The organism is Micromonospora sp. L31 (genome assembly GCF_052068075.1).
GTDB lineage: Bacteria > Actinomycetota > Actinomycetes > Mycobacteriales > Micromonosporaceae > Micromonospora > Micromonospora purpureochromogenes.
Window position 1 is genome coordinate 167,930 of sequence record NZ_JBQHDC010000008.1, and the last position, 25,636, is coordinate 193,565.

The following is a 25,636-nucleotide window of genomic DNA, read 5'->3' on the forward strand; positions in this document are numbered from 1 at the left end:
TCACCGCTCCGCGCCGGTACGCGCGGCGGGCACGGCCGCCGCCGCCCCGCTCACCAGCTCGCCGTCCCGGTAGAGCAGTGACCGGCCGGGTCGGGGCTCCACCCAGCCGGTGTCGCCGGGTTCGGGTTCGCGCCCCTCCGGCACGACGACCTGGACGCTGGTCCCCGCGGCCCCGGCGACGTCCCCGCCGGCCACGTCCAGGGAGACCAGCGAGAAGCTGCCCAGGTTCTCCACCACGACCACCTGCCCGCTCAACGCCCCCGGCACCGGTTCGGCGGAGTAGTCCAGGTACTCCGGACGTACCCCGTAGACGAGCTTCTCGCCGGCGCTGACCCGGTCCCGCACGTCCTCCGGCATCGGCAGCCGGGTGCCGGCGACGGCCAGTTCGCCGTCCTGCGCCTCGGCGTCGACCAGGTTCATCGGGGTGGAGCCGATGAACCCGGCGACGAAGGTGTTGGCGGGGCGGCGGAACACCTCGGTCGGGGTGCCGACCTGCCGGATCCGGCCGCCCTCCATGACGGCGATCCGGTCGGCGAGGGCGAGCGCCTCGGCCTGGTCGTGGGTGACGAAGACGGTGGTGACGCCCAGTTCGCGTTGCAGCCGCTTGAGGAAGGTGCGCGCCTCCAGCCGTAGCCGGGCGTCGAGGTTGGACAGCGGCTCGTCGAGGAGGAACACCTGCGGGTGGCAGGCCATCGCCCGGGCCAGCGCGACCCGCTGCTGCTGCCCGCCGGAGAGCTGCCCCGGGCGGCGTTGCAGCAACGCGGACAGGCCCAGCTCGTCGGCGGTCTCCGCCGCCTTCTCCGCGCGGCCGCGACGGTCCATCTTCTTGATCCGCAGCGGGTAGGCGATGTTCTCCTGCACCGTCATGTGCGGGAAGAGCGCGTAGTCCTGGAAGACCATCGCCACGTCCCGCTTGCCGGGCGGCAGGTTGGTCACGGCGCGGTCGCCGATGTGCACGTCGCCGCCGGAGGCGACCTCCAGCCCGGCGATGGTGCGCAGCAGGGTGGTCTTGCCGCAGCCGGACGGCCCGAGCAGCGCGAAGAACTCGCCGTCGGCGATCTCCAGGTCGAGGGCGTCCAGGGCCCGCACCCCGTTGGGGTAGACCTTGGTCAGGTCGCGCATGGTGATGGCGGACATCAGCGCTTGATCCCTCCGTGGAAGCGGAATCCGTACCGGCTGCTGACGAAGACGAACATGAGCGCCACCGGCAGCGAGTAGAGGAGCGAGAACGTGGAGAGCAACCGCAGGTCGGCCTGGCCGCCCTCGGTGTAGAGGGTGTACATGATGACCGCGGCGGGGGCCTTCTCCGGCCCGCGCAGCAGCAGGAACGGCACCAGGAAGTTGCCCCAGACGTTGGCGACCGCCCACACCCCGACGGTGGCCAGGCCGGGGCGGACCAGCGGCACCACGATGTGCCGCATGATCTGCAACGGGCTGGCGCCGAAGACCCGGGCGGACTCCTCGTAGGACGTCGGGGTGGCGTCCATGAAGTCCTTGAGGATGAAGATCGCCGCGGGCAGCAGCCCGCCGGTGAGGATCAAGATGACGCCGAGCCGGGAGTCGATCAGGTTGAGCCGGAACGCCAACTCGAACAGCGGCACCATGGTGGCCGTGCCGGTGACGATCGACGAGAGCAGCAGCAGCCCGTAGAGCAGCGCGTCGCGGCCGGGCACCCGGACCCGGCTCAGCGCGTACGCGGCCAGCGCCCCGAACGTCACCACCAGCGCTGCCGTGCCGCCGGCCAGGTAGACGGAGTTGAGCAGCGAGCTCAGCGCGTACGGGTTGTCCAGCAGCGCCCGGAAGTTGTCCAGGGTGAACCGCGGCAGCGAGGCGGTGATCGTCGGAGTGTCGTCGAACGGGGCGGTGGCCAGCCAGAGCAGCGGCAGCGCGAAGAACCCGAGGACGGCGCAGAGGAAGGTGTAGCGGGCGACCCGGCCGAGCAGGTGCCGGACGGCTTCCGTGCCGGCCTTCGGGTCGGTGGTCGGCGCGGGCGCCGTGCTGGTCGCGCTGCTCACGCCGTCTCCTTCCGCCGGCCCAGCATGCGCAGGTAGACCAGCGCGATGACCAGGTTGATCAGCAGCATGACGAACGAGATCGCGGCGCCGAAGCCGAGTTCACCGCCGGAGAGCGCCACCTTGTAGACGTAGACCGGGAGGATCTCCGAGCGCTGCTCGGGGCCGCCGGCGGTGATGAGGAACGGCGCGAAGTCGTTGAACGTCCAGAGGCTGATCAGCAGCAGATTGGTCAGCACGTGCCCGCGGATGCGGGGGAAGACCACGTCACGCAGTTGCTGCCAGGTGGACGCGCCGGCCAGCCGGGCGGTCTCCAGGTGGGAGCGGGGCACGTTCTCCAGGGCGGCGGCGTAGAGCATCATCGAGAACGCGGTGCCGCGCCAGGTGTTGAACACGATGATCGACAGCATCGGGTGGTCGAGCAGCCAGGCCGTGCCCGGAATGCCGAGCAGCGTGTTGAGGGTGCCGCCGTCGCGGTCGAGCAGGGCGATCCAGAGGAAGGCCACCACCGAGCTGGGCAGGATCCAGGAGAGCAGGACGAACGCCTCGACCACCCGGCGCAGCGGGCCGCGCCGGTCGCGCAGCGCGAAGGCGATGGCGAAACCGAGCCCGGCCTGGCCGATGACCGCCGAGCCGAGCACGAACTGCAGGGTCAGCACCAGCGAGGAACGGAACCGTCCGTCGCCCAGGGCCCGGGTGTAGTTGTCCAGGCCGACGATCTGCGGGTTGGCGGCGGCCAGGCCGGTCAGCCGGTAGTTGGTGACGCCCAGGTAGATCGTCCAGGCGGCCGGCACCACGAGGAAGAGCAGGATCAGCACCATGCTGGGCACGAGGAACCCGGTGGCCCGGGCCCGACCCAGGCCGGCGGCGTCGGGGGCCGGGGAGGCGCCCGTCTCCGGGCGCCTCCCCTCCACCACCTGGTCAGGAGGTGACGTTACCTGCGCCACCGACGATCCCTTCCAGCTTCTTCTGGTACGCCCCGGCGGCCTCGTCGGCGCTCCGGCCCGACGCGGCGGCGGCGGTCGCCTCCTGCAGCGCCACCGACACCTGCGGGTACACCGCCAGCGGCGGCCGGTACGCGGTGACCGGCAGCACCTTCTCGGTGACGAAGCTCAGCATCGGGTCGCCCGCGAGGACCTCCTTGTTGACGTCCATCCGCGCGGTGATCCGTGCCTCGCCGGCGAGTTCGGCCTTGACCGCCTCCGCCGAGTGCATGAACGACAGCAGCTCCCAGGCCTGGGACGGGAACTTGGAGTTCGGGTTCAACACCCGTACGCCGCCGCCGGACATGCTGACGAAGTCCTGCCCGCGGATGCCCGCCCCGGGCTGCTTGGCCGGGATCATCGCGTATCCGACGGCGGTGTCCCGGTCGGCCATCTTGGCGATGCCGGTGCTCGGGTTGATGACGCTGCGCCAGAAGTAGTCGCCCTCGGCCAGGATGCCGATCTTGCCGGCGGCGAACTCCGCGAAGGACTTGTCGCGCCCCTTCGCCTCCTGTTGCAGCTTGGGATCGCCCAGGCCGCCGCCGTAGATCTTCGTGTAGAAGTCGAGCATGTCCTTGACCGGCTGGCTGGCCCCGGCCCACTTGCCGTCCTTGTAGATCTCGCCGCCGGCGCCGACCAGCAGCGGCAACGCGCCCTGCATGGAGGTCGCCTCGCCCATCGCGGTGCCGGCGTTGATCTGGATCGGGGTCACCCCGGGCAGCGCCTTCAGCTTGGCGCCGGCGTCGAGGATCTCCTGCCAGCTCTTCGGCTGCCAGTCGGCGGGCAGGCCGGCCTGGGCGAAGAGCTTCTTGTTGTAGTAGAGGACCCGGCCGTCGGTGCCGAGCGGGATGCCGTAGCGCTTGTCCTCGAAGCTGCCGAGGCCCTGCACGGTCTCCGGGATCTGCGACCAGCCCTCCCAGGAGTTGGCCTGGTCGCCGGCCACCTCGGACAGCGGCTTGAGGTAGCCGGCCTGGACGAACTCGCCCACCCAGATGCCGTCCACCGCGATGACGTCGGCGCCGCCCTTGGAGCGCAGGTCCAGGGCCAGCTTGGTCTTGTACTGCTCGTCGTCGACGCCGCTGGGCACGAACGTCACCTTGGCGGTGACGCCCTTGGCCTTCTGCGCCTCGACGAACCGGGGGATGACCCACTTCTCGATCCACTCCGCGCCGGCGGAGTTCTTACCGCCCACAATGGAGTTGGCGGAGATCGTGAGGGTGATGTTCTTGGCGTCCTTGCCGGCCGGCTCGGACGAGTCGCCGCAGGCCGTGAGGCCCAGGGCAAGGGTGGTGAACGCGGCGAGCACGCCCGCTGCGCGTCTCGGCTTGGATGTCATGGGCTGCTTCCCTTCGCAAGGAGACTTCGAAGAGACTCGCGGGTCGCCCGCCGGCCGCACGTCCGCCGCCGGCGGTGTTTGCGGCCACAATGTCATGACAGCCTGACGACGTAAATACCTGTCACTGAAATGAGCCCGAAACATCCACCGTCACCGCTCGGCGACGGTCACCTCAAGGGAGTAGCGGCTGGCCCGGTAGAGGTGCGCGCCGTGCTCCACGTACCGGCCCTGGTCGTCGTAGGCGGTGCGGGTCATGGTGAGCAGGGGCGCGCCGCGCCGCTCGCCGAGCATCTGTGCCTCGGCGGCGGTCGCCGCCCGCGCGCCGATCCGCTGGTGGGCGCCGCGGATGCGCATGCCGCCGGCGCGCAGGATCGCGTACAGGCCCTTGGCCTGCAACGCGTCCATGCTCAGCCGCACCAGGTCGGGCGGCAGCCAGTTCTCCATCACCGCGAGGGGTTCGGAATCGGAGAACCGCAGCCGGCGCAGGTGCTGCACCTCGCTGCCGACCGGTACGCCGAGCGCGGCGGCGACCTCGACCGGGCAGGCCACGGTGGCCAGTTCGAGCACCGAGGTGGACGGCTGCTGGCCGGCGCGCAGCAGGTCGTCGTGGAGGCTGGTCAGCTCCACCGCCCGGCGCACCTCGCCGCGTACCACCTGGGTGCCCACTCCGCGGCGGCGCACGATCAGTCCCTTGTCGACCAGGTGCTGGATCGCCTGTCGCACCGTCGGGCGGGACAACCCGAGCCGGTCGGCGAGCTGCAACTCGCTGTCCAGCCGGTCGCCGGGCGCGAGTTCGCCGCGCTGGATCGCCGCGGCGAACTGCTCCGCGACCTGGAAGTAGAGCGGGACCGGGCTGCTCCGGTCGACCGCGATCTCGGGGCCGGTCACGGCACCTCCTCGCTGGGCACGCGCGGGATCTCGGGGCACGATGATGGGCGCCACTGTACCGAAGCGATCACCGAACGCAGAGGGCGGATGTCATGACAACACATTGACAGAACTCGTAGAGCGCTGTTACCAATCAGGGGCAGGGCCGGCGGGCACGGCATCGCCGGCCGGGGAAGGACGCCGCATGCTCGATGTGCTCACCATCGGCCGGGTCGGGGTGGACATCTATCCGTTGCAGATCGGCACGCCGCTGGCCGAGGTCGAGACGTTCGGCAAGTTCCTCGGCGGCAGTCCCACCAATGTGGCCGTCGGGGCGAGCCGGCAGGGGCTGCGCGCCGGCGTGATCACCCGCACCGGCGCCGACGCGTTCGGCGACTACGTGCACCGGGCGCTGCGCGACTTCGGCGTCGACGACAGTCAGGTCCACCCGGTCGACGGGCTGCCCACCCCGGTGACCTTCTGCGAGATCTTCCCGCCGGACGACTTCCCGCTCTGGTTCTACCGCACCCCGACCGCCCCCGACCTGCAGATCCGCTCCGAGGAACTCGACCTGGACGCGATCGCCGCGGCCCGGGTCTTCTGGCTCACCGGCACCGGCCTGTGCCAGCAGCCGAGCCGGGACGCGCACGCGGCCGCGCTGGTCGCCCGCGACGGGCGCCCGCACACCGTGCTCGACCTGGACTACCGGCCGATGTTCTGGTCCGACCCGGCGGCGGCCACCGCCGCGGTCGCCGAGGTGCTGCCGCGGGTCACCGTGGCCGTCGGCAACCTCGACGAGGTGGAGATCGCCGTCGGCACCCGCGACCCCGAGCGGGCCGCCGGGCTGCTGCTCGACCGTGGGCCCCGGCTGGCGGTGGTGAAGCTCGGGCCGGCCGGGGTGCTGGCCCGCACCCGCACCGAGACCGTCCGGGTACCGCCGGTGCCGGTGACGGTGGTCAACGGGCTCGGCGCCGGCGACGCGTTCGGCGGCGCGCTCTGTCTGGGCCTGCTGCGCGACTGGCCGCTGGAGCGGACGCTGCGCTTCGCCAACGCCGCCGGCGCCATCGTCGCCTCCCGCCTGGCCTGCTCCGCCGCCATGCCCGATCACGCCGAGACCGCGGCGCTGGCCCGTGCCGTCCAGTCGGATCCGGCGTCGTCGACCGCCGCCGGGGGAGGAGAAGACCGGTGAGCACCGAGTACGACGCGCTGACCCTCACCCGCGCCCACCGGCCACAGGCGATCGCCGAGGCCGCCGCCCGCCGGACCCGCCGACCGTGGCCGGACCACGGCCGGCCGCTGTTCATCATCGCCGCCGACCACCCCGCCCGCGGCGCCCTCGGCGTGCGGGACCGGCCGATGGCGATGGCCGGGCGCGCCGACCTGCTCGACCGGCTGCGCCTGGCGCTGTCCCGGCCGGGCGTCGACGGCGTGCTCGGCACCCCGGACGTCCTGGAGGACCTGCTGCTGCTCGGCGCGCTGGAGGACCGCCTGGCCATCGGCTCGATGAACCGCGGCGGCCTCTCCGGCGCCACCTTCGAGCTCGACGACCGGTTCACCGCGTACGACGCCGACAGCATCGCCGCGATGCGCTACGACGGCGGCAAGATGCTCTGCCGCATCGACCCGGACGACCCGGGCACCGCCCCGACCCTGCAGGCCTGCGCCCGGGCGGTCACCGCCCTCGCGGCCCACCGGACGGTGGCCCTCGTCGAGCCGCTCTGGGTGGCGCGCACCGACGGCCGGGTGCACGCCGACCTGCGCCCCGAGGCGGTCATCAAGGGCGTCAGCGTCGGCCAGGCCCTCGGCGCCACCTCCGCGTACACCTGGTTGAAACTGCCGGCGATCGACGAGATGGAACGGGTGATCGCCGCGACCACCCTGCCGGTCCTGCTGCTCGGCGGCGACCCGGTGGAGGCGCCGGACGTCGTGTACGCGCGCTGGGCGCGGGCGTTGCGGCTGCCCGGTGTGCGCGGCCTGGTGGTCGGCCGGGCGCTGCTCTACCCGCCGGACGACGACGTGGCCGCCGCCGTGGACCTGGCCGGATCGCTGCTCCCCACCGGACAGCAGGCGTGAGCGCCGTCGAGGCGCACCTGCCCTGGGGCGCCACCACCCGGGCGCCGTGGGCGCTGGAGGTCACCCCCGAGCGGGCCGGCTGGCGCTACGCCGGCCTGCGGGTGCTCACCCTGCCCCCCGGTGGCACGGTCACCTTCGCCACCGGCGACGAGGAGATGCTGGTCCTGCCGCTGGCCGGCGCCGCGACGGTGCACTGCGACGGGCTGAGCCTCACCCTGGCCGGCCGCGCCTCGGCCTTCGCCGCCGTCACCGACTTCGCGTACCTGCCGCGCGACGCCACGGTGACGGTGCGGGGCGAGGGCCGGTTCGCCCTGCCGTCGGCGCGCGCCACCCGCCGGCTGTCGCCCCGCTACGGCGCGGCCCGGGACGTGCCGGTCGAGCTGCGCGGCGCGGGACCGGCCAGCCGCCAGGTCAACAACTTCTGCTCTCCGGAGGCGTTCGACTGCGACCGGCTGGTGGCCGTGGAGGTGCTCACCCCGGGCGGCAACTGGTCGTCCTACCCGCCGCACAAGCACGAGGAGGACCGCACCCACGACGACGGCCGGGTCGAGGCGGAGCTGGAGGAGATCTACTACTTCGAGGTGGCCGGCGGCGTGCCCGGCGACCCCGGGGGCCCGGTCGGCTACCAGCGCGTCTACGGCACCGCCCGCCGGCCGATCGAGGTGCTGGCCGAGGTGCGTGGCGGGGACGTGGTGCTCGTCCCGTACGGCTACCACGGGCCGTCGATGGCCGCGCCCGGCTACCACCTCTACTACCTCAACGTGCTGGCCGGGCCCGGTCCGGCGCGGAGCATGGCCTGTGTGGACGACCCCCGGCACCACTGGGTCCGGGGCAGCTGGGCGGACCAGCCGGTCGACCCGCGGCTGCCGCTGACCGGCCCGACGACGCGGGAGGCGTGATGCCCAGACTGACGGTGGCGCAGGCGCTGGTGACGTTCCTGGCCCGGCAGTGGTCCGAACGCGACGGGGCGCGGCAGCGGCTGATCCCGGCCTGCTTCGGCATCTTCGGCCACGGCAACGTCGCCGGGATCGGGGAGGCGCTGGCCGGGCCGGCGGGCGCGGAGCTGCCGTACCACCTGTGCCGCACCGAGCAGGGCATGGTGCACACCGCCGCCGCGTACGCCCGGATGACCGACCGGCTCAGCACCCTGGCCTGCACCACCTCGATCGGTCCGGGCGCGACGAACCTGGTCACCGGCGCCGCCGGGGCCACCGTCAACCGGCTGCCGGTGCTGCTGCTGCCCGGCGACATCTTCGCCACCCGGGTGGCCAACCCGGTGCTGCAGGAGCTGGAGGACCCACGGTCCCACGAGGTCAGCGTCACCGACGCGCTGCGGCCGGTCTCCCGCTACTGGGACCGGATCAACCGGCCGGAACAGTTGCCGGCGGCGCTGCTGGCCGCGATGCGGGTGTTGACCGATCCGGTGGAGACCGGCGCGGTCACCCTCGCGCTGCCGCAGGACGTGCAGGCGGAGGCGTACGACTGGCCGGCGGAGCTGTTCGCCGAACGGGTCTGGCACGTGCCGCGTCCCCGCCCGGACTCCGCCGCGGTCGCCCGGGCCGCCCGGGCCGTCACCGCCGCCCGGCGGCCGCTGGTGGTGGCCGGCGGCGGGGTGATCTACAGCGGGGCGTGCGCGGCGCTGCGCCGCTTCGCCGAGGAGCACGGGGTGCCGGTCGCCGAGACGCAGGCCGGCACCGGCGCCCTGCCGCACGGTCACCCGCTCGCGCTCGGCGCCGTCGGCGTCACCGGCACCACCGCCGCCAACGAGATCGCGGCGACCGCGGACCTCGTGATCGGGGTGGGCACCCGCTACAGCGACTTCACCACCGCCTCCGGCACCCTCTTCGGCGACGACGCCCGGTTCGTCAACGTCAACATCACCGGCTTCGACGCCGCGAAGCTCTCCGGCGTGCAGGTCGTCGGGGACGCCCGGGAGAGCCTGGCGGCGCTGGACGCCGCGTGCGCGGGCTGGGGCACCGCGCCGGCGTACCGGGCGTCCGTGGCGGAGCTGACCGAGCGGTGGGCGGCCGTGGCGGACCGGGCCCGGCACGCCGACCCCGAGGCACGGCCCACCCAGACCGCCGTGATCGGCGCGGTCAACGACGCCGCCGGGCCGCGCGACGTGGTGGTCTGCGCGGCCGGGTCCATGCCCGGCGACCTGCACCGGCTGTGGCGCAGCGCCGACCCGAAGAGCTACCACGTCGAGTACGGCTACTCCTGCATGGGCTACGAGATCCCCGGCGGGATCGGGGTCCGGCTGGCCGCGCCGGACCGCGAGGTCTTCGTGTTGGTCGGTGACGGCTCCTATCTCATGCTGCCCAGCGAGCTCGCCACCGCGGTGGCGGAAGGGGTGAAGCTGGTCGTTGTGCTGGTGGACAACCAGGGGTTCGCCTCGATCGGCCGGCTCTCGGAGAGCGTCGGCGCGCAGCGGCTCGGCACCGCCTACCGCGACCGGACCGGCGGCCGGCTCCCGGTCGATCTGGGCGCGAACGCGGCGAGCCTCGGCGCGGACCTGATCCGGGTGACCACCACGGCGCAGCTGCGGGCCGCGCTGGCCACCGCCCGGGCGGCGGAGCGCACCACGGTCGTCCACGTCGAGACCGACCCGTTCGAGGCCGGCCCGGACGGCGGCGCCTGGTGGGACGTGCCGGTCGCCGCCGTCTCGACCACCGCGCGGACGCGGGCCGCCCGGGCCGCGTACGAGGCCGGGTCCAAGGCCCGCCGTACCCGCCTGAGCGGTGATGCCACGGCCTGAACCGGTCCGGCCCGCCCGCTCCGAGCGGCGACACCGCCCACACCGGCCCGATCGGGACGCCGCGTCCGTCACGGGCGCCTGCGGTGGTGGGAGGTTGGACGCGAGCCTGCCGGGTAAACGCCGCCATGGCCCATCGTCGTCCGGGCGACGGTCCCGTGCGCTCAGCGCTCGACGCGGTCGCCGAGCGGACCGTCCGGTCGGTGGCCGAGGCCCGTCGGCGCGGCGGCGCGGGCGGCCGGGTACGGCTACGCCAGCTCGAGGTGACCGTCGTGATCGCGGTGCAGGCCGGACTGGCCGCGGCGCTGGCGGCCCTGATCGCCCAGCACCTGCTCGGCCCCGGGGCGCACGTCTTCGCCCCGGCCGCGGCGGTCGGCACCATCGCCACCGCCATCGGGCAGCGGGCCCGCCGTACCTTCGAACTGCTGGCCGGGGTCGGGATCGGCATCATGATCGGTGACGGGCTGCGGTTCCTGCTCGGCTCCGGCCCCTGGCAGACCGGGGCGGTGGTCGCGTTGGCGATCGCCAGCGCGCTGCTGGTGGCCGGTCGGGGCGGGGCCCTGGTCGGGCAGGCCGGCGGTACCGCGGTCCTGATCGCGACGCTCGCCCCGATGGAACGGGGCCTCGAGCTGCCCCGCGTCTTCGACGCGCTGGTCGGCGGCGCGGTCGGCCTGCTGGTGGTGGCGCTGCTGCTGCCGATCAATCCGCTGCGGGTGGTGGACCGGGCGGCCGCGCCGCTCTTCGCCGCCGTCACCGAGCAGCTGTACGCGGTGGCGGACGCCCTGTCCCGCCGGGACGCCGACGCCGCGATCCGGGCGCTGGACCGGCTGCGGGGGCTGGACGCGGACCTCGGGCGGCTGAACGAGTCGCTCAGCGGGGCGGACGAGGTGGTGACGCTGGCACCGGCCCGCTGGCACCGCCGGGCGCGGTTCCACCGCTACGCCCGCAGCACCGAACACCTGGAGCGCCTGATCCTCACCAGCCGGGCCCTGGCCCGCTGGAGCGCGACCGCCCTCCAGTACGGCGAACCCGTCCCGGTGTGCCTGCCCCGGGCGGTTCGTCGGTTGGGTGACGGCGTGGCGGAGCTGCGCCGGGAGAGCCGGGCGGATGAGGAGCCCGAGCGGACCCGGCAGCTGGTCCGGGAATGCGCCCACCTCGCCGGCCGGGCCTGGGCGGAGGGGGTGCGGTCGTACGGGGACGCCCTCGTCACCGATCTTCGTACCGCCGCCAGCGACCTGCTGCGGGGAACGGGGTGCGATCCGGAGGACGCCAACCGGATGGTGCGCCAGGCCGCGCTGGCCGGGGTGGCCGAGGTCCGTCCGCCGCTGCGCCGGGAGCTGCGCCGGCCGCGGCGTACCAGGATCACCGGCACCCGGCGGCGGGCGCGGCTCGCCAGGCGGGCCCGCCCCGAGGGGCGGGCAGCCGCGTCGTACCCGCCCGCGCGCTGAAGCGCTGCCCGGCACCCGGGCCGGCTGGCGGACCCCGGGTGCCGCGTGGGCGGCACCCGGGGTCGCGCCGGTGGTCGGCGCGGTCGGCCCGGTCAGGTGGCGACGCGGGCCAACAGCGTGAACGCCCGGACCGGATCGTCGGCGAGCTGGGCGCGGTCGGCCTCGGCGATCAGCGTCGCCCAGTCCGCCGGCGCGCTTCCCCGGACGACCGCCGCCTGGGCGGCCTCGCGGGCCACCGCGAGGATCGCGTCGTTCCGCGCGGCAGAGCCCTGACCCGTGCCGAGCTGCCGGCCGAGCGGCCGCAGCACCTCCGGCGCGTTGCGGAGTGAGCCGTCGGTGTTCCAGTTGCCCGGCGCCAGCGCCGCGCGCAGCTCCGGCCGCTGGTCGGCCACGGCCGCCAGCCCGGACCGGCCGTGGTCGGTGCGCAGTCCCCAGCCGAACGGGTACAGCGGTTGGTAGTCCCGGTCGCCGACGTTGATCGGCACCTGGGCCTCGCTGCGCGGCCAGGTCACCGGGAGGCGGCCGGTGAAGGGCCGCCGGCCGAAGAGGACGTCGGCGACCCCGGCGCCCTCGCTGCCGGGCAGCCATGACGCCACCAGGGCGTCGATCTTGCCGAGCTGGTCCGTCACGATCTGCGGCCGTCCGGAGACCATGAGGACGACGCACGTCTCGATCTCGGCGCAGACCTTGTCGATCACGGCCTGGTCGGCGGGCTGGAGGCGCAGCGACTTCTCCTCCTGCTGGGGCGTCGAGCACCAGCCGCACTCCGGGCCGCCGACGTCGCCGTACCCCTCGGCGTACGGCGTCTCGCCGACCACCACCACGCCGACGTCGGCGCCGGCAGTGGACGCCGAGGCGTCCGCGCTGTAGGTGACCCGGGCCTGCGGTGCCACCTGCCGGATGCCCTCCAGGATCGTGGTGCCGGGGATGAGGTCGCCCGACTGGCCCTGCCAGGTGATCGTCCAGCCGCCGGCCTGGTTGCCGATGTCGTCGGCGTTGCGGCCGGCGACGTACAGGTTGGCGTCGCGGCGCAGCGGTAGCGCCCGCCCGGCGTTCTTCAGCAGCACCTGCGACTTCGCCACCGCGTCCCGGCCGATCGCCCGGTGCTTCGCGCTGCCGACCTGGTCGACGTTCGCCGCCGAGGCGTACGGCTGCTCGAAGAGCCCGAGCTCGAACTTCTTGCGCAGGATGCGCCGCACGGCGTCGTCGAGGCGCGCCCGGCTGACCCGGCCGGCGGTCACCTCGGCCAGGAGCAGCTCCTCGAACTGCGGGGCGGTGTTCGGTTCCATGAACATGTCGGTGCCGGCGTTCACGCCGACCCGGACCTTGTACGCGGTCAGGCCGGTGTTGGTCGGCTCGGCCGGGTCGGGAATCTGGTGGATGCCCTCCCAGTCGGAGATCAGGAACCCGTCGAAGCCCATCCGGCCCTTCAGGACATCGGTGAGCAGCTCCCGGTTGGCGTGCATCTTGGTCGGGTTGCCGAGCCCGTCCTCGGTCCAGTCCACGCTGGAGAAGGAGGGCATCACGCTGCCGACGTGGTGTCGCCACAGGGCGGGACCGTAGGGCGAGAGGTCGGTCCGGGCGAAGTGGGCGCGGTCGGTCACCGTCACGCCCTGGTCGATGGGGTACCGCTGCTCCCACCACGGCTTGCCCTCGTTGGCGGCAGCAATGGCCTCGTCGTAGTCGGTGTCGCCGTCGCCGGCGTAGTGCTTGGCGGTGGCCAGCACCCGGTCGGCGTCGTCGAGCTGGCCGGCGCGGCGCCCCTGCAGGCCGTCGATGACGGTCTCCATCGGAATGACCAGCGCGGGGTCCTCGCCGAAGCTCTCGTAGCTGCGCCCCCACCGCTCGTCGCGGGAGACGCACACGCACGGAGCGAAGTTCCACGGGATGCCGGTGGCGCGCACCTCGGTCGCGGTGGCGTGCCCGACCCGCTCCACCAGGGCGGGGTCGCGGGTGGCCCCGAGGCCGACGTTGTGCGGGAAGACGGTGGCCCCGTACACGTTGCCGTGCCCGTGCACGGCGTCGATGCCGTAGATCATCGGGATCTGCAGTCGGGTGCTCAGGGCCTGGGCCTGGAACTCGTTGACCATGTCGACCCAGGCGGCCGGCGTGTTGGTGGCGGGCGTCGAGCCCCCGCCGGACAGCACGGAACCGAGCCGCCACTGCGCGACCAGCGTGGGATCGGCGGCCACGGCAGCCCGCTCGGCCTGGGTCATCTGGCCGATCTTCTCCTCGACCGTCATCCGGCCGAGCAGGTCGGCGACGCGCCGGTCGACCGGCAGCCTCCGGTCGAGGTACGGCAGGCCGTGCGCGTTGACCACCAGGGCCGGCTGGCCGTCGACGGTGGCGCCGGTGGAGCCCGTGGCGAGCGTCAGTGGGATGCTCTCGGCCGTCTCGGCCGTCCGGTCGCCGTGGACGGTGACGGTGATCGGCCGGGCGGTGCCGGACCGGCTGCCGGCCGGAAAGGTCAGTGCGCCGGCGGCGGGGGCGTAGTCGGCGCCGGCCGTGGCGGTGCCGCTGCCCGTGGTGTAGCGGACGGTCGTCGGGGCCGCCAACGGGCGTCCGTCCGACGTGGTCACCGAGACGGTGACCTCTGCCCGGCCACCCTCGCTGACGGTCTGGACCGACCGGTCCGCGGCGACGGTGACGGTCTGGGTGCTCGCGGCCGAAGCGGCCGACGCCGGCAGCAGCGATGCGGCCAGGACGACGGTTCCGACGAGTGCGACGCGGCTGCGCCAGCATGAACTCATGTGGTGCCTCCCTACGGGAGTCGGCCGCCCGCACCCTCTCGGTGGGGATCGCCCTCGTCCCGGTAAGGAATCCTTCCCAATCCCATCAGGGCGCGTCAATATTACGGCGCAATAAAAGTCGGGCGGAGGCGGGCGGCGGCACCGGACGGGGTGGCCGTGGCCGCGCGCGCTGTCGCCGGCGTCGGTCAGGCCAGGGCGGCCACGGCGGCGTCCGCGCCGTTGCGCCAGAGCACGCCGACCTCGCTGAAGCCGGCGGCGCGCAAGGCCGCCAGGTGCCAGTCCACCGGCGGGTTCCACTCCGGACTGTGCCCGGTCGGGTAGATCTGTCGCCGCTTCTCCACCAGGGGCCCGAGGGCCCGGTCCGCGGCGGCCTGCTCCCACCACCCGCTCCACGACTGGGCCGCCCCGGCGGCGTGGCGGGCCGTACGGCGCTGCCGGGCGCGGTCGGCCAGCCGGGCGGTCAGCGTGGGCAGGGCGTCGTCGGGCATGTGGTCGGCGTTGACGAACACGCCGCCGGGGCGCAACGCGGCGCGGATCTCGCCGTACAGGGTGGCCAGGCGGGGGCCGTCGAGCCAGTGCAGGGCGGTGGCGGTGAGCACCGCGTCGTACCCGTGGTGGGGGAGCGCGGCGGTCCAGTCGGGACGGTTGAGGTCGGCGGTGACGACGGTGGCGCGGCCGGCCAGGGCGGCCTCGGCGATCGTGAGCAGGACCGGGTCGAGGTCGACCAGGGTGACCTGCGCGTCCGGGTGACGGGCGAGGGCGCGCAGGCTGATCGAGCCGGTGCCGCCGGCGAGATCCAGCAGCCGCAGCGGTCCGTCGCCGGCGACGGCGTCGGCGGCGTCGAGCAGCGCGGCGAAGCGGTGTTCCCGGTCCGGCAGGTACGCCTCCTGCTGCCGGTCCCAGCTTTCCTGCCAGGCCCGCGCGTCAAATTGGTAAGGAGTCATGACCCTGACGTTAGTTACCGGGAGGCGGGCTGTCGAGAGCTGGCGCGAACTTGTTGCCAATGATTGGCAATTGCAGCACGCTGCCGATAGCGGGATGCGCCGGCGGTGCGCACCGCGCGGGCGGATCGATGTGGGCCGGGACGGAGATCCCTCGACCCGGACGCCGGCCGGGGTCGCCGGGACCGCTGTCCGGGGAGGGATCGCTACGCTGCTCGCATGGCAGACGAGGGCGTGTCGACCACGCATGCCGAGGTGGTGACATGGTCGGTGGACGACCCGATCGTGGCGGCGGTGCGGCAGGTGCTGGCGGCGATGCCGTCCGGGTGCAGCTGGCTGCTGCCGGTGATTCAGGACGGTGAGGTCGTCGACTTCCGCGTGGCCGCCACCAGCGAACAGGGCCGCGACGTCTACGGCCGGGGAGCCGGGCGGGTGGGCGGGCTGCTCAGCGCCCTCTATCCCGGCCTGGTCGGCGGCGTGCTGTGGCAGGCGTACCACCGGGTGCTGGCCAGCGGCGTGCCGGCCCGGGTGCCGGACTTCCGGTACGAGGGCAAGCAGGCCGGCGTGGTCGCCGACTCGGTGTTCGACATCAGCGTGCAGCGGGTGCTGGGCGGCCTGCTGGTGTGGTGGGAGCGGCTCGACGAGCACCAACGTCGGATGGAGCGTACCGAGCTGCTGGGCAGCCTCGGCTGGGCGGAGTACGACCTGATCACCGGCCTCAGCGAGTGGTCGCCCGGCATGTACCGGATCTTCGAGCGTGACCCGGCGCTGGGCCCGCTGTCGCGGGCCGAGCAGTCCGCGGCGATCGTCCCCGACGACCACGGGCTGCGGGAGGCCGCCTGGCAGACGTTGGACAGCGGCGCGGCGTCGGACGTCACGGTGCGCTTCCGGGCGGGCTCGTCGGTGAAGTACCTGCGCATCCTCTCCGACGTCGCCCGGGACGCCGACGGCGCTCCGGTGAAGATCTACGCCGTGGTGCAGGACGTGACGGCCCGGGTGGCCTCGCGTACCGCCATCGAGCGGCTCAGCGACCAACTGCACACCCGGGAGCTGACGGCGCTGGCGGAGCACCGCCTGGCCCGGCAGTTGCAGAACCTGATCCAGCCCGTGCCCCACGAGCCGGTCCCGTTGGCCGGCCTCGAGGTGCTGGTCGGCTACCTGCCGGCGGAGAGCGCCGTGCAGGTCGGCGGGGACTGGTACCACGCGCAGACGTTGCCCGACGGGCTGGTCGCGCTCGCCGTCGGCGACGTCGCCGGGCACGGCCTGGAGGCGGCCAGCGGGATGGCGCACCTGCGGTTCGCGCTGGTCGCCTGGCTCTCGATCGGCATCCGGGACCCCGGAGTGCTGCTCGGGCACATGAACCGGCTCTGCGGGCAGCTGAGGATCACCGCGACCGCGGTGGTCGCCGTCTACGACCCGCCGACCCGGTCACTGTCCTGGGCGCAGGCGGGCCACCTGGCCCCGTTGCTGGCGCGCGGCGGGACGACCGCCGAACTCGACCGGCCCGCGGGCATGCTGCTGGGCGCCGACGCCGACTCGACCTATCCGGTCGTCGCCCCACGGCTGCGCGGGGACGACCTGCTGCTCTTCTACACCGACGGGCTGGTGGAACGTCGGGTCGGCGACCCGGTCGACCTGCTCGGCCCGGTGATGCGGACGCTGTCCGACATCTCCCGTGACCCCGACGCGCAGACCCTGCCGCGGCTGCGCGACGTGCTGCACCAGCCCAGCCCGGAGGACGACACCTGCACCCTGGCCGTGCGCGTGCTGCGCTGACCCGTCCTCAGAGGTGGAACCGGAGCCGCACCACCGTCCCGGCCGGGGTGGGCTCGACGGCGACCTCGTCGCAGATCCGGGCGACGATCGCCAGCCCCCGACCGCGGATCGCCTCGGCGGCGGGCATCTCGCGGGCCACCGTGCGCGGTCCGCCCTGGTCGACGACGTCGCAGACGAGCTGGCCCGCCTCGGCCCACACCCGCACCAGGCCGCCCCCGTGGGTGTGCTGCAACGTGTTGGTCGCCAGTTCGCTCACCGCCAGCGCGAGCAGCTCCACCCGGGCCGCCGGCAACCCCCGGGCCAGGGCCCGGGAACAGACGAACGCGCGGACGTGCGCCAGCTCGTCGGCGTGCGCGTACGGCATCGTGGCGACGGCGGAGGACGGGCCGGCGGAACGGTCAGACATCGTCGTCCTCCACCGGCCGGCGGGCCGTCACCGCGGGTCCACTCCGTCGTCGGTGGGCGGTCGCAGCAGGTCGGCGACGCCGGTGATCGCCAGGACGTTCGCGACGGGCCCGCGGGCGTTGACCACGTACAGCCGGCCGCCGGCCGCGCGGGCCGCGTGGTGGGCGGTGACCAGGCCGTGGATGCCGGTGGAGTCGAGGAAGTCGAGCGCCCCCGCGTCGACCAGCACGACCGGGGCACCGGCCACCGCGGCCAGCAGCGCGGCCGTGAGCTCCTCCCGGGCGGCGAGGTCACACTCGCCGGCGAGCCGCACCACCGCCCGCCCGGGTTCGGTGGACGTCCTCGCCTCGAAGTGCACCATAGGGCAGCTCATCCTTCCCCGCGCGGAGCAGTCGGCCGGTTCGCGCACATGATGTCACCTCCCCGGCGAACGTCGCGCCCGGCGCGGCAGCCCGATGTTCCGCCACGGGACACCGGGTGGCGACCTGGCCGCTGGTGACCGCCGCCGGCGTGGCTCCGCCGCAGGTGGGGGCGGGTGGCGAACGCTCCCGCGGGTCAGGCGGCGGGCTCCAGCCAGGCCACCGCCCGGCGCGCGGTTGCCTCGGGTACGTCGTGCCCACCGTCGAACTCGTCGTAGGTGACGTCGTAGCCGAGGGTCTGCAAACGCGGCACGAGGGTCCGGCTGCACCGGTCGATCGGCAGCACCCGGTCGGCGGTGCCGTGCGAGATGTAGACGCGCGGCGTGCCGTGGGTGAGCAGCGGGGCGGCGAAGCCGGGAGAGAAGGCCAGGACGGCGTCGAAGACGTCGCCGTTGATCAGTCCGATCGACAGCGCGTACGAGGCGCCGTCGGAGAACCCGCCGATCAGCATGCCGGCGATCGGGTAGCCGGTGACGATCTCCTGGAGCACCCGGTCGATCCGCCGTACGTCGGGGCCGAAACCGACCCCGATCACGTCCCAGGTCGCCGCGGCGGACTGCGGTGCGACGAGCAGCAGGCGTTGGTCGTCGGCGACCGGCAGCATCAGCTCCAGGGCCTGCCGGGGTGACCCGCCGGCGCCGTGCAGCAGCAGGGCCAGCCGGTACGGGCCGCCGTCCGCCGGCGCCGGCACGTAGGCCTGGGCGACCAGCTCACCGTCCGGTGCGTCGAACGACACCAGGCCGGTGCGGCCCGAGGCGGCGACCGGTGGACCCGGTCGTACGCTCAGGCGGCCGTGCCGGGAGTTCTCCTCCGGCTGCTCGTGCGGTCGGGCGGTCTCCGGGGTGATCGGCATGGGTGCCTCCGCTTCGGCGGGACTGTCCGGCGGGCTACCCGGTCCGGCGCGAAGCAATCCCGCCCCGGCGGGCGAAGTGGTCCGGCGTGCGTAAGGGCGCCTGAAGCGAATCGTAAGCGGGATCCGGCAATGTTCTGGGCGTCACCGGAGAGCACCACCGACATCCCAGGAGATCCCGATGCGCAAGCTCATCAACTCGACCTACATCACCCTCGACGGCGTCATCGAGAACCCCATGTGGACCATGCCGTACTTCGACGAGGAGGCCGCCGCCTTCGCCGCCGGGCAGACCAACGAGGCCGACGCGCTGCTGATGGGTCGGATCACCTACGACGGCATGTCCGCCGCCTGGCCGACCCGGGACGAGAGCGACCCGAGCACCGGCGCCGCCTACTTCAACAACGTCAAGAAGTACGTCGCCTCGACGACCCTGACCGACCCGACCTGGAAGAACAGCGAGGTGCTGCAGGGCGACCTGATCGAGGAGGTGACCCGGCTCAAGGCGCAGGACGGCAAGGCCATCCTCCAGTACGGCTTCGGCTCGGTCACCACCCAGCTGATCGCGGCCGGTCTGCTCGACGAGGTCCGGTTCTGGATCCACCCGGTGCTGGAGGGCGGCGACAGCGTGACGGCACCGCTGAAGGACTTCAAGGCGTCGTTCGAGCTGGTCGACACGAGGGTCCACCGCAGTGGCGTGATCATCGCCTCGTACCGGCCGACGGCGGCCCGCTGACGGACGCGCTCTCCAGCTGGGCCCGGGCCTCGCCCGGGCCCAGCTTGCCACCCTCGGCGACCAGCGCGTCGAAGCGGTCCCGGCCGAGGGCGGCGACCAGCCGTACCGTCACCCGGTCGGTCTCGTCGCGCTCCGCCGGCGCGGCCGGGGCCCGGGCGGCCTCCCGCGCGGCGGCCGCGGCGCCCAGCAGGCGGGCCGCAGCCTCGGGCGAACGCACCGCCGAGGCCATCCCCTCCAGCGCGTTGACGGCGTCGCGCGGGGACTCCATCGCCTGCGCGGCGTCGAACGCCTCGACGTGCAGGGCCAGAGCGGCGGCCGGGTCGCCGTTCTGTTCGGCCGCGTAGCCCAGCTCGACCAGGACCATCGGCAGGTACAGCGCGGGCTGCGTCTCGCGGCGGCCCTGCTCGGCGATGCGGGTCAGGTGCGTGACGGCCACGTCGAGCTTGCCCTCGCGGCGGGCGGCCAGGCCGAGGCCGATCTCCGCGAAGATCATCGCGTTCGGCGCGTCCTGCTCCACCGCCAGCTGGTACGCGCGTTCGGCCAGCTCCCGGCCCTGCCCGTAGTCGCGGGTCTGCACCGCCAGCCAGGCCAGCCAGGACAGCTTGCTGCCCACCTCGGGCCAGAGCGACAGCTCCTCGGCCCAGCGCAGCCCCTCCCGGTGCAGGGCGGCGGCGCGCTCGTGCTCGCCGCGCATCTCGGCCAGGCCGCCCACCCAGTCGGTCGCCTGCAACCGGCCCCAGCGGTCGCCGAGCTGCGCGAACAACGCCGCGCTGCGGGTACCGGCGTGCTCCAGCGTGGCCAGGTCGCCGGTGGCGTGGGCGAGCTTGGCCCGCGAGCTGAGCACGGCCGCCTCGGTCCAGGCGTCGTCGACGGTGGTGGGCAGCAGCTCCGCCGCCAGGGTCAGGTCGCTGCGATCGAGGACCGCGTTCGCGACGAACCACGCGGCCCGGCCGCCGGGGTCGCCGGCCAGGGCGGCGCGCAGGTCGCCCGGCGCGATCGGTTCGCCCTGCAGCAGCGCGAACCCGGCCCGCCACGGCGCGGCGCGCGCCTCCTCGGCCGGGTCGCCCCGCACCGCCAGCGCCCGCCGCGCCTCGGTGAGCCGGCCGCGCAGGAACCAGTACCAGCTCAGCGCGATCGCCAGGCGCAGCCCGCCGCCGTGGGCCAGCGCCGAGCGCAGGTTCGCCGTCTCGGCGTCGAGCCGGGCCAGCCACTCCTGCTGGTCGGCGCCGCGCAGCTGCGGGTCGGCGCGTTCGGCCAGGTCGGTGTAGTACGCCGCGTGCCGCGCCCGGACGTCGTCGGCGTCCTCGAGGCGTTCCAGGCAGAACGCGGCGACCGACTCCAGCAGCCGGTAGCGGGGGCTCCCGCCCGAGTCGTCCACCACCACCAGCGAACGGTCCACCAGCCGGGCCAGCGCGTCGAGGTCGGTCCGGCACACCTGCTCGGCCGCGTCGGGCGTGCAGCCGTCGCTGAACACCGCGAGCCGGGCCAGCACCCGGCGGTCGGCCTCGGCCAGCAGGTCCCAGCTCCAGCCGATCACCGCGGTCAGCGTGCGCTGCCGCGGCGGCATGTCCCGCTGCGCGGTGGCGAGCAGTTTGAACCGGTCGTCGAGCCGGTCCACCACGCCCTGCACGCCGAGCGCGCGTACCCGGGTCGCGGCCAGTTCGAGGGCCAGCGGCAGGCCGTCCAGCCGGCGGCAGAGCTGCGCCACCGCCGGCGCGGTCCGCTCGTCGAGGTGGAAGCCGCGGTGCTGCGCGGCGGCGCGGGCGGCGAACAGCCGGGCCGCGGCCGAGCGCCGGACCGCGTCGAGGTCCCGGTCGTGTTCGGGTACGGCCAGCGGCGGCACCTCCCAGAGCAGCTCACCGGTGAGGCCGAGCGGTTCCCGGCTGGTGGCCAGCACGGTGACGCCGGGCGCGTCCCGCAGCAGCCGGGCGACCAGCGCGGCGACCGGCTCGATGACGTGCTCGCAGTTGTCCAGCACGAGCAGCAGCTGCCGGTGCCGGAGCACCGCGGACAGCCGGTCGACGGCGGACACGCTGGCGCCCGCCGCCTCGCGCAGGTCCAACGCCCCGAGCACCTCGTCGGCGACGCGCGGGTCGCCGACCGGCAGCGGCGCCAGCTCCACCAGGTGGGCGCCGTCCGGGAGGACCAGCTCACGGGCGGCCTCGGTGGCCAGCCGGGTCTTGCCGACCCCGCCCGGCCCGACCAGCGTGACCAGCCGCTGCGCCGGGAGCAGGGCGCGCAGCTCGGTCAGCGCCTCGGCCCGTCCGACGAGCCCGTCGAGGCGGGCCGGCAGGCTGTTCCGGATGATCGCGGCCTTCGGCGGGGGGCTCAGGCCGGCGTCCTGTGCGAGGATCCTGCGGTGCAGGGCGACCAGCTCCGGCCCCGGGTCGAGGCCCAGCTCGTCGACGAGTCGGTCGCGCAGGTCGGCGTAGCTGTCCAGAGCCTCGGACGTACGGCCGGCCGCGTAGAGCGCGCGCATCTGCAACGCCCGCAGACCCTCGCGCAGCGGGTGCCGGGCGACCAGCTCGGCCAGGTCGGCGGCGACCAGGTCGTGCTCGCCGCGGGCCATCCGGGCGTCGGCGAGCCGTTCGTGCACCACGAGCCGCTGCTCGGCCAGGCGGGTGGCCTCGGCGCGGGCGAACTCGGCGTCGGCCACGTCGGCGTACGCGTCGCCGCGCCACAGCGCGAGGGCGGCGGTCAGCCGGTCCACGTCGGTGGCGGTGGCCAGGTCGGCGAACCGGTCGGCGTCCACCGCGCCGGTACGCAGCAGGTAACCGGGCGGCCGTGACTCGACCAGCTCGCGGGCGCCCGGCTCGGCGTCGTTGAGCGCCTTGCGCAGCTGGGACACCCGCACCTGGAGGGCGCCGGCCGGATCGGCCGGGACGTCCTCGCCCCACAGGTCGTCGATCAGGCGGTCCGCCGAGACCACCTGGTTGCGGTGGGCCAGCAGGTCGGCCAGCAGCACCCGCACCTTGGTGCCGGGTACGACGACCGGCTCGCCGGCGTCGGTGCTGACGGCGAGCGGCCCGAGCACCCCGAACTGCACGGCGGCCATCCTATCGACGCGGAAGGCGATCTGAAGCCGACCGTAAGCGCCGTGGCCCACCGTGGGCACATGGACATCCACCACGAAGAACACGGCACCGGCGAGGGCCGCCCGGTCGTCCTCGTCCACGGGGCGCTCTCCGGCATCGGCACCTCGTTCGGCAGGATCCTGCCGCTGCTGGCGAAGAGCCGGCGGGTGATCGCGGTCGAGCTGCAGGCACACGGCCGTACCCCGGACATCGACCGTCCGCTGACCGTGGAGAACTTCGCCGCCGACGTGGTCGAGCTGCTCGACCGCCTCGGTGTCGAGCGGGCGGACCTGTTCGGCTGGAGCGTGGGCGCGGCGGTCGCGCTGCGCCTCGGCACCGACCACGCGGACCGGGTCGGGCGGCTGGTGCTCGCCTCGGTGAGCTTCGACGACGCCGGCCTGCACCCGGGACTGTTGGACGGCATCCAGGACCTGCAACCGGAACACCTGCACGGCTCGGAGTTCCACGAGGAGTACCTGCGGACCGCGCCCGACCCGGCCGGCTGGCCCAACCTGGTCACCAAGATGAAGGTCCTGGACGCGAACCTGCCGCAGTGGACGCCCGAGCAGATCCGCGCGCTGGCCGCGCCCACGATGATCGTGCTGGCCGACTCGGACATCGTCCAGCCCGAGCACGCCGTGCGGATGTTCCGGCTGCTCGGCGGGGCGGTGGCCGGGGACCTGACCGGCCTGCCGTCCTGCCGCCTGGCCATCCTGCCCGGCACCACCCACACCACCATCCCGCACCGCGCCGACTGGCTGGCCCCGATGATCGACGAGTTCCTGGACGAGGATCACCGCGGGTAGTTGCCTTCTCGCAACGGTCGCGGAAATTTCCACCGTGGGTAACCTGCGAGCGTGAACGACGATGCTGCGGCTTTCGACCCGGGGCTGGTGAGCCCCCGGCCGACCGCGGTGTCCGTGCTCATGTCCGAGGACTTCACCGCCTCCACCGTGACCGCCCTGCGGCACCGGTTGCGGGCGGCGGTCAGTGGCGCGGGACTCGTGGGTGACGAGGGCTACGACTTCGTTCTCGCCGTGCACGAACTGGCCACCAACGCGGTGCGCCACGGTGGCGGCCACGGCCACCTCGACCTGTGGCGCCAGGACGACGTGCTGATCTGCGAGGTCAGCGACCACGGGGTGACCGCGTCAGGTCTGCCGGTGCGGCTGCCCCCCGTCGACGTCGCCGGGGGACGCGGCCTGTGGCTGGCCCACCGGCTGAGTGAGGGCCTGCTGCTCACCCGAGGGGTCGACGGCGTCACCGCCACCGTGACCGCGTGCCTGGACGCCGTCGCCGGCCCGCCCGTCGTCGACGGCGCGACCGCCGAGCCGCACCGGTCCGCCGAGGACGACCCGCGATGACGCCGCGGTCGGGCTGACGGCACCGGATCAGCGCCGGCGATACCAGCCCGACGGTCGACTCCGGACTCCGCCCGGTGCCGGCCCGTCGGCGGTCGCCGTCAGGGTCGGCGGCGCGTCGGGTCGGGCCCCTGGTCCCACTGTTCGCCGCGCCTGCGGCGGTCCTCCCGTACGGCGCTGCGGATCGACCGCAGGGTGGCGTCGGGGGCGAAGATGAGCGCGTACCAGCGGTCGAGCATCGCGTGCAGGTCGCTGAGCGTGGCCGTCGCCCGCTCCGTCTGTTCCCGGGCCGTCCTCAGCTGCTCGCGGGCCGCCTGTGCCTCCGCCTCCAGCTCCGCCACCCGCACCCGCATCGGTTGCACGAGGGTCAGTGCCGCGTCGGTGAGCATGTCCGCCGCCTCCGCCTTGAACTTGCCGCGTTGGGCCACGACGGCGGCGATGGCGGCCAGGCCGCTGGCGCCGCCGAGCACGCCCAGCACGGACAGGAGGACCTGCACCCACTGTGGCGCGGTGCTGGTGTCGGCCGGCGGCGTCATCGTCGGCCGCCGGTGGGACAGTTGCCGCTGTCCACGTCGGTGTTGCGGATCAGCCTCCGCAGGTCGAGCAGGATCTCCGTGGCGCGCCACCACGAACCCACCGCGACCGCGGTGATGAACGACGCCGCGGCGATCGCCATCCGGCCGGACATCACCACCAGGGCGACGGAGTACATCCCGGCGAGGGTGCCCAGCAGGAGCATCGCCGCGAGTTCGATGCCGAGGGCGGTGGAGACCCGTCCCGGCCAGGTCAGGCCGAGCAGGCCGCCCAGCCCGGCGACGATGAGGCCCAGTTCCCAGCCGATCCGGATCGGTTGCGGCATCGCCATCTCCACCGAGGGTGGGCGCACGTTGAGGGTGATCAGCAGGAGCCCGCACACCGGCGCGGTGACCAGGACGGTGTTCTCGAACGGTCGCCGGTTGCGCCAGATTCGCATGCTCTGCACGGCAACTCCCTGAGGTCGTTGCGGGTACCCCGTCGGGAGCGGTTGCCGGAGGCGTACGACCACGCTGCCCGGGGTGGCACCCGCTGCGGTACCGGGGTGTGACGACGAGCGCCATCGGTGGTCGACACCTCTAGTCATACCACCCGTTTCCGGTCGCCCCAACTGATGGGATCCGACATAAGCGCTGGTCAGGGGTGGCGCGAGCGGTCTCGGACGGGCCGCCGCGGGAGGTTGAAGGGGTGAGTCGAGCGACGTCCGGATGTCCCCTCTCGACTGTCGAGCAGGCGGCCTCGCCACTGTTCAGGAACAAGACACCTTCCGGGCAAATAGCCAAAAAAGCGCAAAACACCAATGAACCCGGTCACCAGGTGCCGACGGCGGAGCGTTTGCCGACCGTGGCCGCGGGTAGCCACGCTGCCTCGCCACCGGAAGGACGTCGCATGGCCGAGCTGAAGTTCGTCGAGAAGGTCGCCGCCCGGGCGGGCGTGCCGCCGGAGACGGCGCGGTCCCTGACCGAGGCCACCCTGGGCACCCTCACGCAGCGGATCAGTGGCGGCCAGGCCGGGGCCCTGGCCGGCCACCTCGCCGACGAGTTGAGCCCGTTGCTGATCAAGGGCACGGAGGATCCGGAGGTGTTCGGCTACGACGAGTTCCTGCGTCGGGTGGGCGACCGCGCCGGGGTGGACCGCGGGGTCGCCGAACGGGGCGTACGGGCCGTCCTGCAGACCCTGCACCGGGTGGTCGGACACCGGGAGTTCGAAGACGCCATGGTGCAACTGCCGGCGGACCTCCGGGCGCTGGCCGAGCCCCTGCCCCACGGGCCCTGACCGACGCCGGCCCCCGGTCGTACCCGGGCCGGCCGGCGACGGTG

Annotated in this window: 23 protein-coding genes; 10 read left to right on the forward strand and 13 right to left on the reverse strand. The window is 74.0% G+C overall.

The window, feature by feature from the left end:
- The 5 genes from ACTMS9_RS22115 to ACTMS9_RS22135 form a co-directional block, all read right to left on the reverse strand.
- Positions 1 to 1,137 (reverse strand): ABC transporter ATP-binding protein, encoded by a 1,137-nt coding sequence (locus tag ACTMS9_RS22115; RefSeq protein WP_441165885.1) that lies wholly within the window; start codon positions 1,135 to 1,137, stop codon positions 1 to 3.
- A complete protein-coding gene (locus ACTMS9_RS22120) occupies positions 1,137 to 2,015 on the reverse strand; it encodes a carbohydrate ABC transporter permease (RefSeq protein ID WP_211364317.1) in 879 nt (292 codons plus the stop codon). Before ACTMS9_RS22120 ends, ACTMS9_RS22115 begins: the two co-directional genes overlap by 1 nt.
- The gene (locus tag ACTMS9_RS22125; RefSeq protein ID WP_441165886.1) at positions 2,012 to 2,959 is read right to left on the reverse strand and encodes a carbohydrate ABC transporter permease; all 948 of its coding nucleotides are present in this window, start codon (positions 2,957 to 2,959) and stop codon (positions 2,012 to 2,014) included. The genes ACTMS9_RS22120 and ACTMS9_RS22125 overlap by 4 nt, the downstream gene beginning before the upstream one ends.
- Complete coding sequence (locus ACTMS9_RS22130) at positions 2,934 to 4,331, reverse strand: extracellular solute-binding protein (RefSeq protein ID WP_441165887.1); 1,398 nt, start codon at positions 4,329 to 4,331, stop codon at positions 2,934 to 2,936. The genes ACTMS9_RS22125 and ACTMS9_RS22130 overlap by 26 nt, the downstream gene beginning before the upstream one ends.
- Before the next feature lie 150 nt (positions 4,332 to 4,481).
- Positions 4,482 to 5,219, reverse strand: a complete 738-nt coding sequence (locus ACTMS9_RS22135; protein WP_441165888.1) for a GntR family transcriptional regulator — start codon at positions 5,217 to 5,219, stop codon at positions 4,482 to 4,484.
- 184 nt (positions 5,220 to 5,403) lie between these two features.
- On the opposite strand from ACTMS9_RS22135, the gene iolC reads away from it, so the two are divergent.
- From iolC to ACTMS9_RS22160, 5 genes are all read left to right on the forward strand, one after another.
- The gene (gene iolC / locus ACTMS9_RS22140; RefSeq protein ID WP_441165889.1) at positions 5,404 to 6,387 is read left to right on the forward strand and encodes a 5-dehydro-2-deoxygluconokinase; all 984 of its coding nucleotides are present in this window, start codon (positions 5,404 to 5,406) and stop codon (positions 6,385 to 6,387) included.
- A complete protein-coding gene (locus ACTMS9_RS22145) occupies positions 6,384 to 7,271 on the forward strand; it encodes a Cgl0159 family (beta/alpha)8-fold protein (RefSeq protein WP_088961981.1) in 888 nt (295 codons plus the stop codon). The genes iolC and ACTMS9_RS22145 overlap by 4 nt, the downstream gene beginning before the upstream one ends.
- Positions 7,268 to 8,170 carry a 5-deoxy-glucuronate isomerase gene (gene iolB / locus ACTMS9_RS22150; protein ID WP_441148459.1) on the forward strand — a complete coding sequence of 301 codons (903 nt, stop codon included), beginning with the start codon at positions 7,268 to 7,270 and terminating at the stop codon, positions 8,168 to 8,170. Before ACTMS9_RS22145 ends, iolB begins: the two co-directional genes overlap by 4 nt.
- Positions 8,170 to 10,026, forward strand: coding sequence for a 3D-(3,5/4)-trihydroxycyclohexane-1,2-dione acylhydrolase (decyclizing) (iolD, locus tag ACTMS9_RS22155; protein WP_441165890.1), 1,857 nt, complete (start codon positions 8,170 to 8,172; stop codon positions 10,024 to 10,026). The genes iolB and iolD overlap by 1 nt, the downstream gene beginning before the upstream one ends.
- A 155-nt stretch (positions 10,027 to 10,181) precedes the next feature.
- Positions 10,182 to 11,471 carry an FUSC family protein gene (locus ACTMS9_RS22160; RefSeq protein ID WP_441148457.1) on the forward strand — a complete coding sequence of 430 codons (1,290 nt, stop codon included), beginning with the start codon at positions 10,182 to 10,184 and terminating at the stop codon, positions 11,469 to 11,471.
- Positions 11,472 to 11,563: 92 nt separating this feature from the next.
- Here ACTMS9_RS22160 and ACTMS9_RS22165 read toward each other — a convergent pair whose 3' ends face one another.
- Entirely contained in the window at positions 11,564 to 14,221 is a 2,658-nt protein-coding gene (locus ACTMS9_RS22165) for a glycoside hydrolase family 3 N-terminal domain-containing protein (RefSeq protein ID WP_441165891.1), read from the reverse strand.
- A gap of 185 nt (positions 14,222 to 14,406) precedes the next feature.
- Positions 14,407 to 15,165 carry a methyltransferase domain-containing protein gene (locus tag ACTMS9_RS22170; protein WP_441165892.1) on the reverse strand — a complete coding sequence of 253 codons (759 nt, stop codon included), beginning with the start codon at positions 15,163 to 15,165 and terminating at the stop codon, positions 14,407 to 14,409.
- A gap of 216 nt (positions 15,166 to 15,381) precedes the next feature.
- On the opposite strand from ACTMS9_RS22170, the gene ACTMS9_RS22175 reads away from it, so the two are divergent.
- On the forward strand, positions 15,382 to 16,938 hold the full coding sequence (locus ACTMS9_RS22175; protein ID WP_441148454.1) for a PP2C family protein-serine/threonine phosphatase: 1,557 nt from the start codon (positions 15,382 to 15,384) through the stop codon (positions 16,936 to 16,938).
- 7 nt (positions 16,939 to 16,945) lie between these two features.
- Here the strand turns inward: ACTMS9_RS22175 and ACTMS9_RS22180 are convergent, their stop codons facing one another.
- From ACTMS9_RS22180 to ACTMS9_RS22190, 3 genes are all read right to left on the reverse strand, one after another.
- Positions 16,946 to 17,344, reverse strand: a complete 399-nt coding sequence (locus ACTMS9_RS22180) for an ATP-binding protein (RefSeq protein WP_441165893.1) — start codon at positions 17,342 to 17,344, stop codon at positions 16,946 to 16,948.
- Positions 17,345 to 17,371: 27 nt separating this feature from the next.
- Positions 17,372 to 17,704 carry an anti-sigma factor antagonist gene (locus tag ACTMS9_RS22185; protein WP_441165894.1) on the reverse strand — a complete coding sequence of 111 codons (333 nt, stop codon included), beginning with the start codon at positions 17,702 to 17,704 and terminating at the stop codon, positions 17,372 to 17,374.
- 194 nt (positions 17,705 to 17,898) lie between these two features.
- Positions 17,899 to 18,615: an alpha/beta hydrolase gene (locus ACTMS9_RS22190; RefSeq protein ID WP_441148451.1), complete on the reverse strand. Its 717-nt coding sequence runs from the start codon at positions 18,613 to 18,615 to the stop codon at positions 17,899 to 17,901.
- A 178-nt stretch (positions 18,616 to 18,793) separates the two neighbouring features.
- On the opposite strand from ACTMS9_RS22190, the gene ACTMS9_RS22195 reads away from it, so the two are divergent.
- Positions 18,794 to 19,348, forward strand: coding sequence for a dihydrofolate reductase family protein (locus ACTMS9_RS22195; protein ID WP_441148450.1), 555 nt, complete (start codon positions 18,794 to 18,796; stop codon positions 19,346 to 19,348).
- Here the strand turns inward: ACTMS9_RS22195 and ACTMS9_RS22200 are convergent.
- The gene (locus tag ACTMS9_RS22200; protein ID WP_441165895.1) at positions 19,314 to 22,394 is read right to left on the reverse strand and encodes a BTAD domain-containing putative transcriptional regulator; all 3,081 of its coding nucleotides are present in this window, start codon (positions 22,392 to 22,394) and stop codon (positions 19,314 to 19,316) included. The two genes, ACTMS9_RS22195 and ACTMS9_RS22200, sit on opposite strands and share 35 nt — an antisense overlap.
- 69 nt (positions 22,395 to 22,463) lie before the next feature.
- Between ACTMS9_RS22200 and ACTMS9_RS22205 the strand changes: the two genes are divergently transcribed.
- Both ACTMS9_RS22205 and ACTMS9_RS22210 read left to right on the forward strand, forming a co-directional pair.
- Positions 22,464 to 23,228: an alpha/beta fold hydrolase gene (locus ACTMS9_RS22205; RefSeq protein ID WP_441165896.1), complete on the forward strand. Its 765-nt coding sequence runs from the start codon at positions 22,464 to 22,466 to the stop codon at positions 23,226 to 23,228.
- 51 nt (positions 23,229 to 23,279) lie between these two features.
- Positions 23,280 to 23,786 carry an ATP-binding protein gene (locus ACTMS9_RS22210; protein WP_441165897.1) on the forward strand — a complete coding sequence of 169 codons (507 nt, stop codon included), beginning with the start codon at positions 23,280 to 23,282 and terminating at the stop codon, positions 23,784 to 23,786.
- Positions 23,787 to 23,884: 98 nt separating this feature from the next.
- Here the strand turns inward: ACTMS9_RS22210 and ACTMS9_RS22215 are convergent, their stop codons facing one another.
- A complete protein-coding gene (locus tag ACTMS9_RS22215; protein ID WP_441148446.1) occupies positions 23,885 to 24,319 on the reverse strand; it encodes a hypothetical protein in 435 nt (144 codons plus the stop codon).
- Entirely contained in the window at positions 24,316 to 24,765 is a 450-nt protein-coding gene (locus tag ACTMS9_RS22220) for a hypothetical protein (RefSeq protein ID WP_441165898.1), read from the reverse strand. The genes ACTMS9_RS22215 and ACTMS9_RS22220 overlap by 4 nt, the downstream gene beginning before the upstream one ends.
- A gap of 440 nt (positions 24,766 to 25,205) precedes the next feature.
- Between ACTMS9_RS22220 and ACTMS9_RS22225 the strand changes: the two genes are divergently transcribed.
- Positions 25,206 to 25,592 carry a DUF2267 domain-containing protein gene (locus ACTMS9_RS22225; protein ID WP_441148444.1) on the forward strand — a complete coding sequence of 129 codons (387 nt, stop codon included), beginning with the start codon at positions 25,206 to 25,208 and terminating at the stop codon, positions 25,590 to 25,592.
- Positions 25,593 to 25,636: the final 44 nt, after the last annotated feature.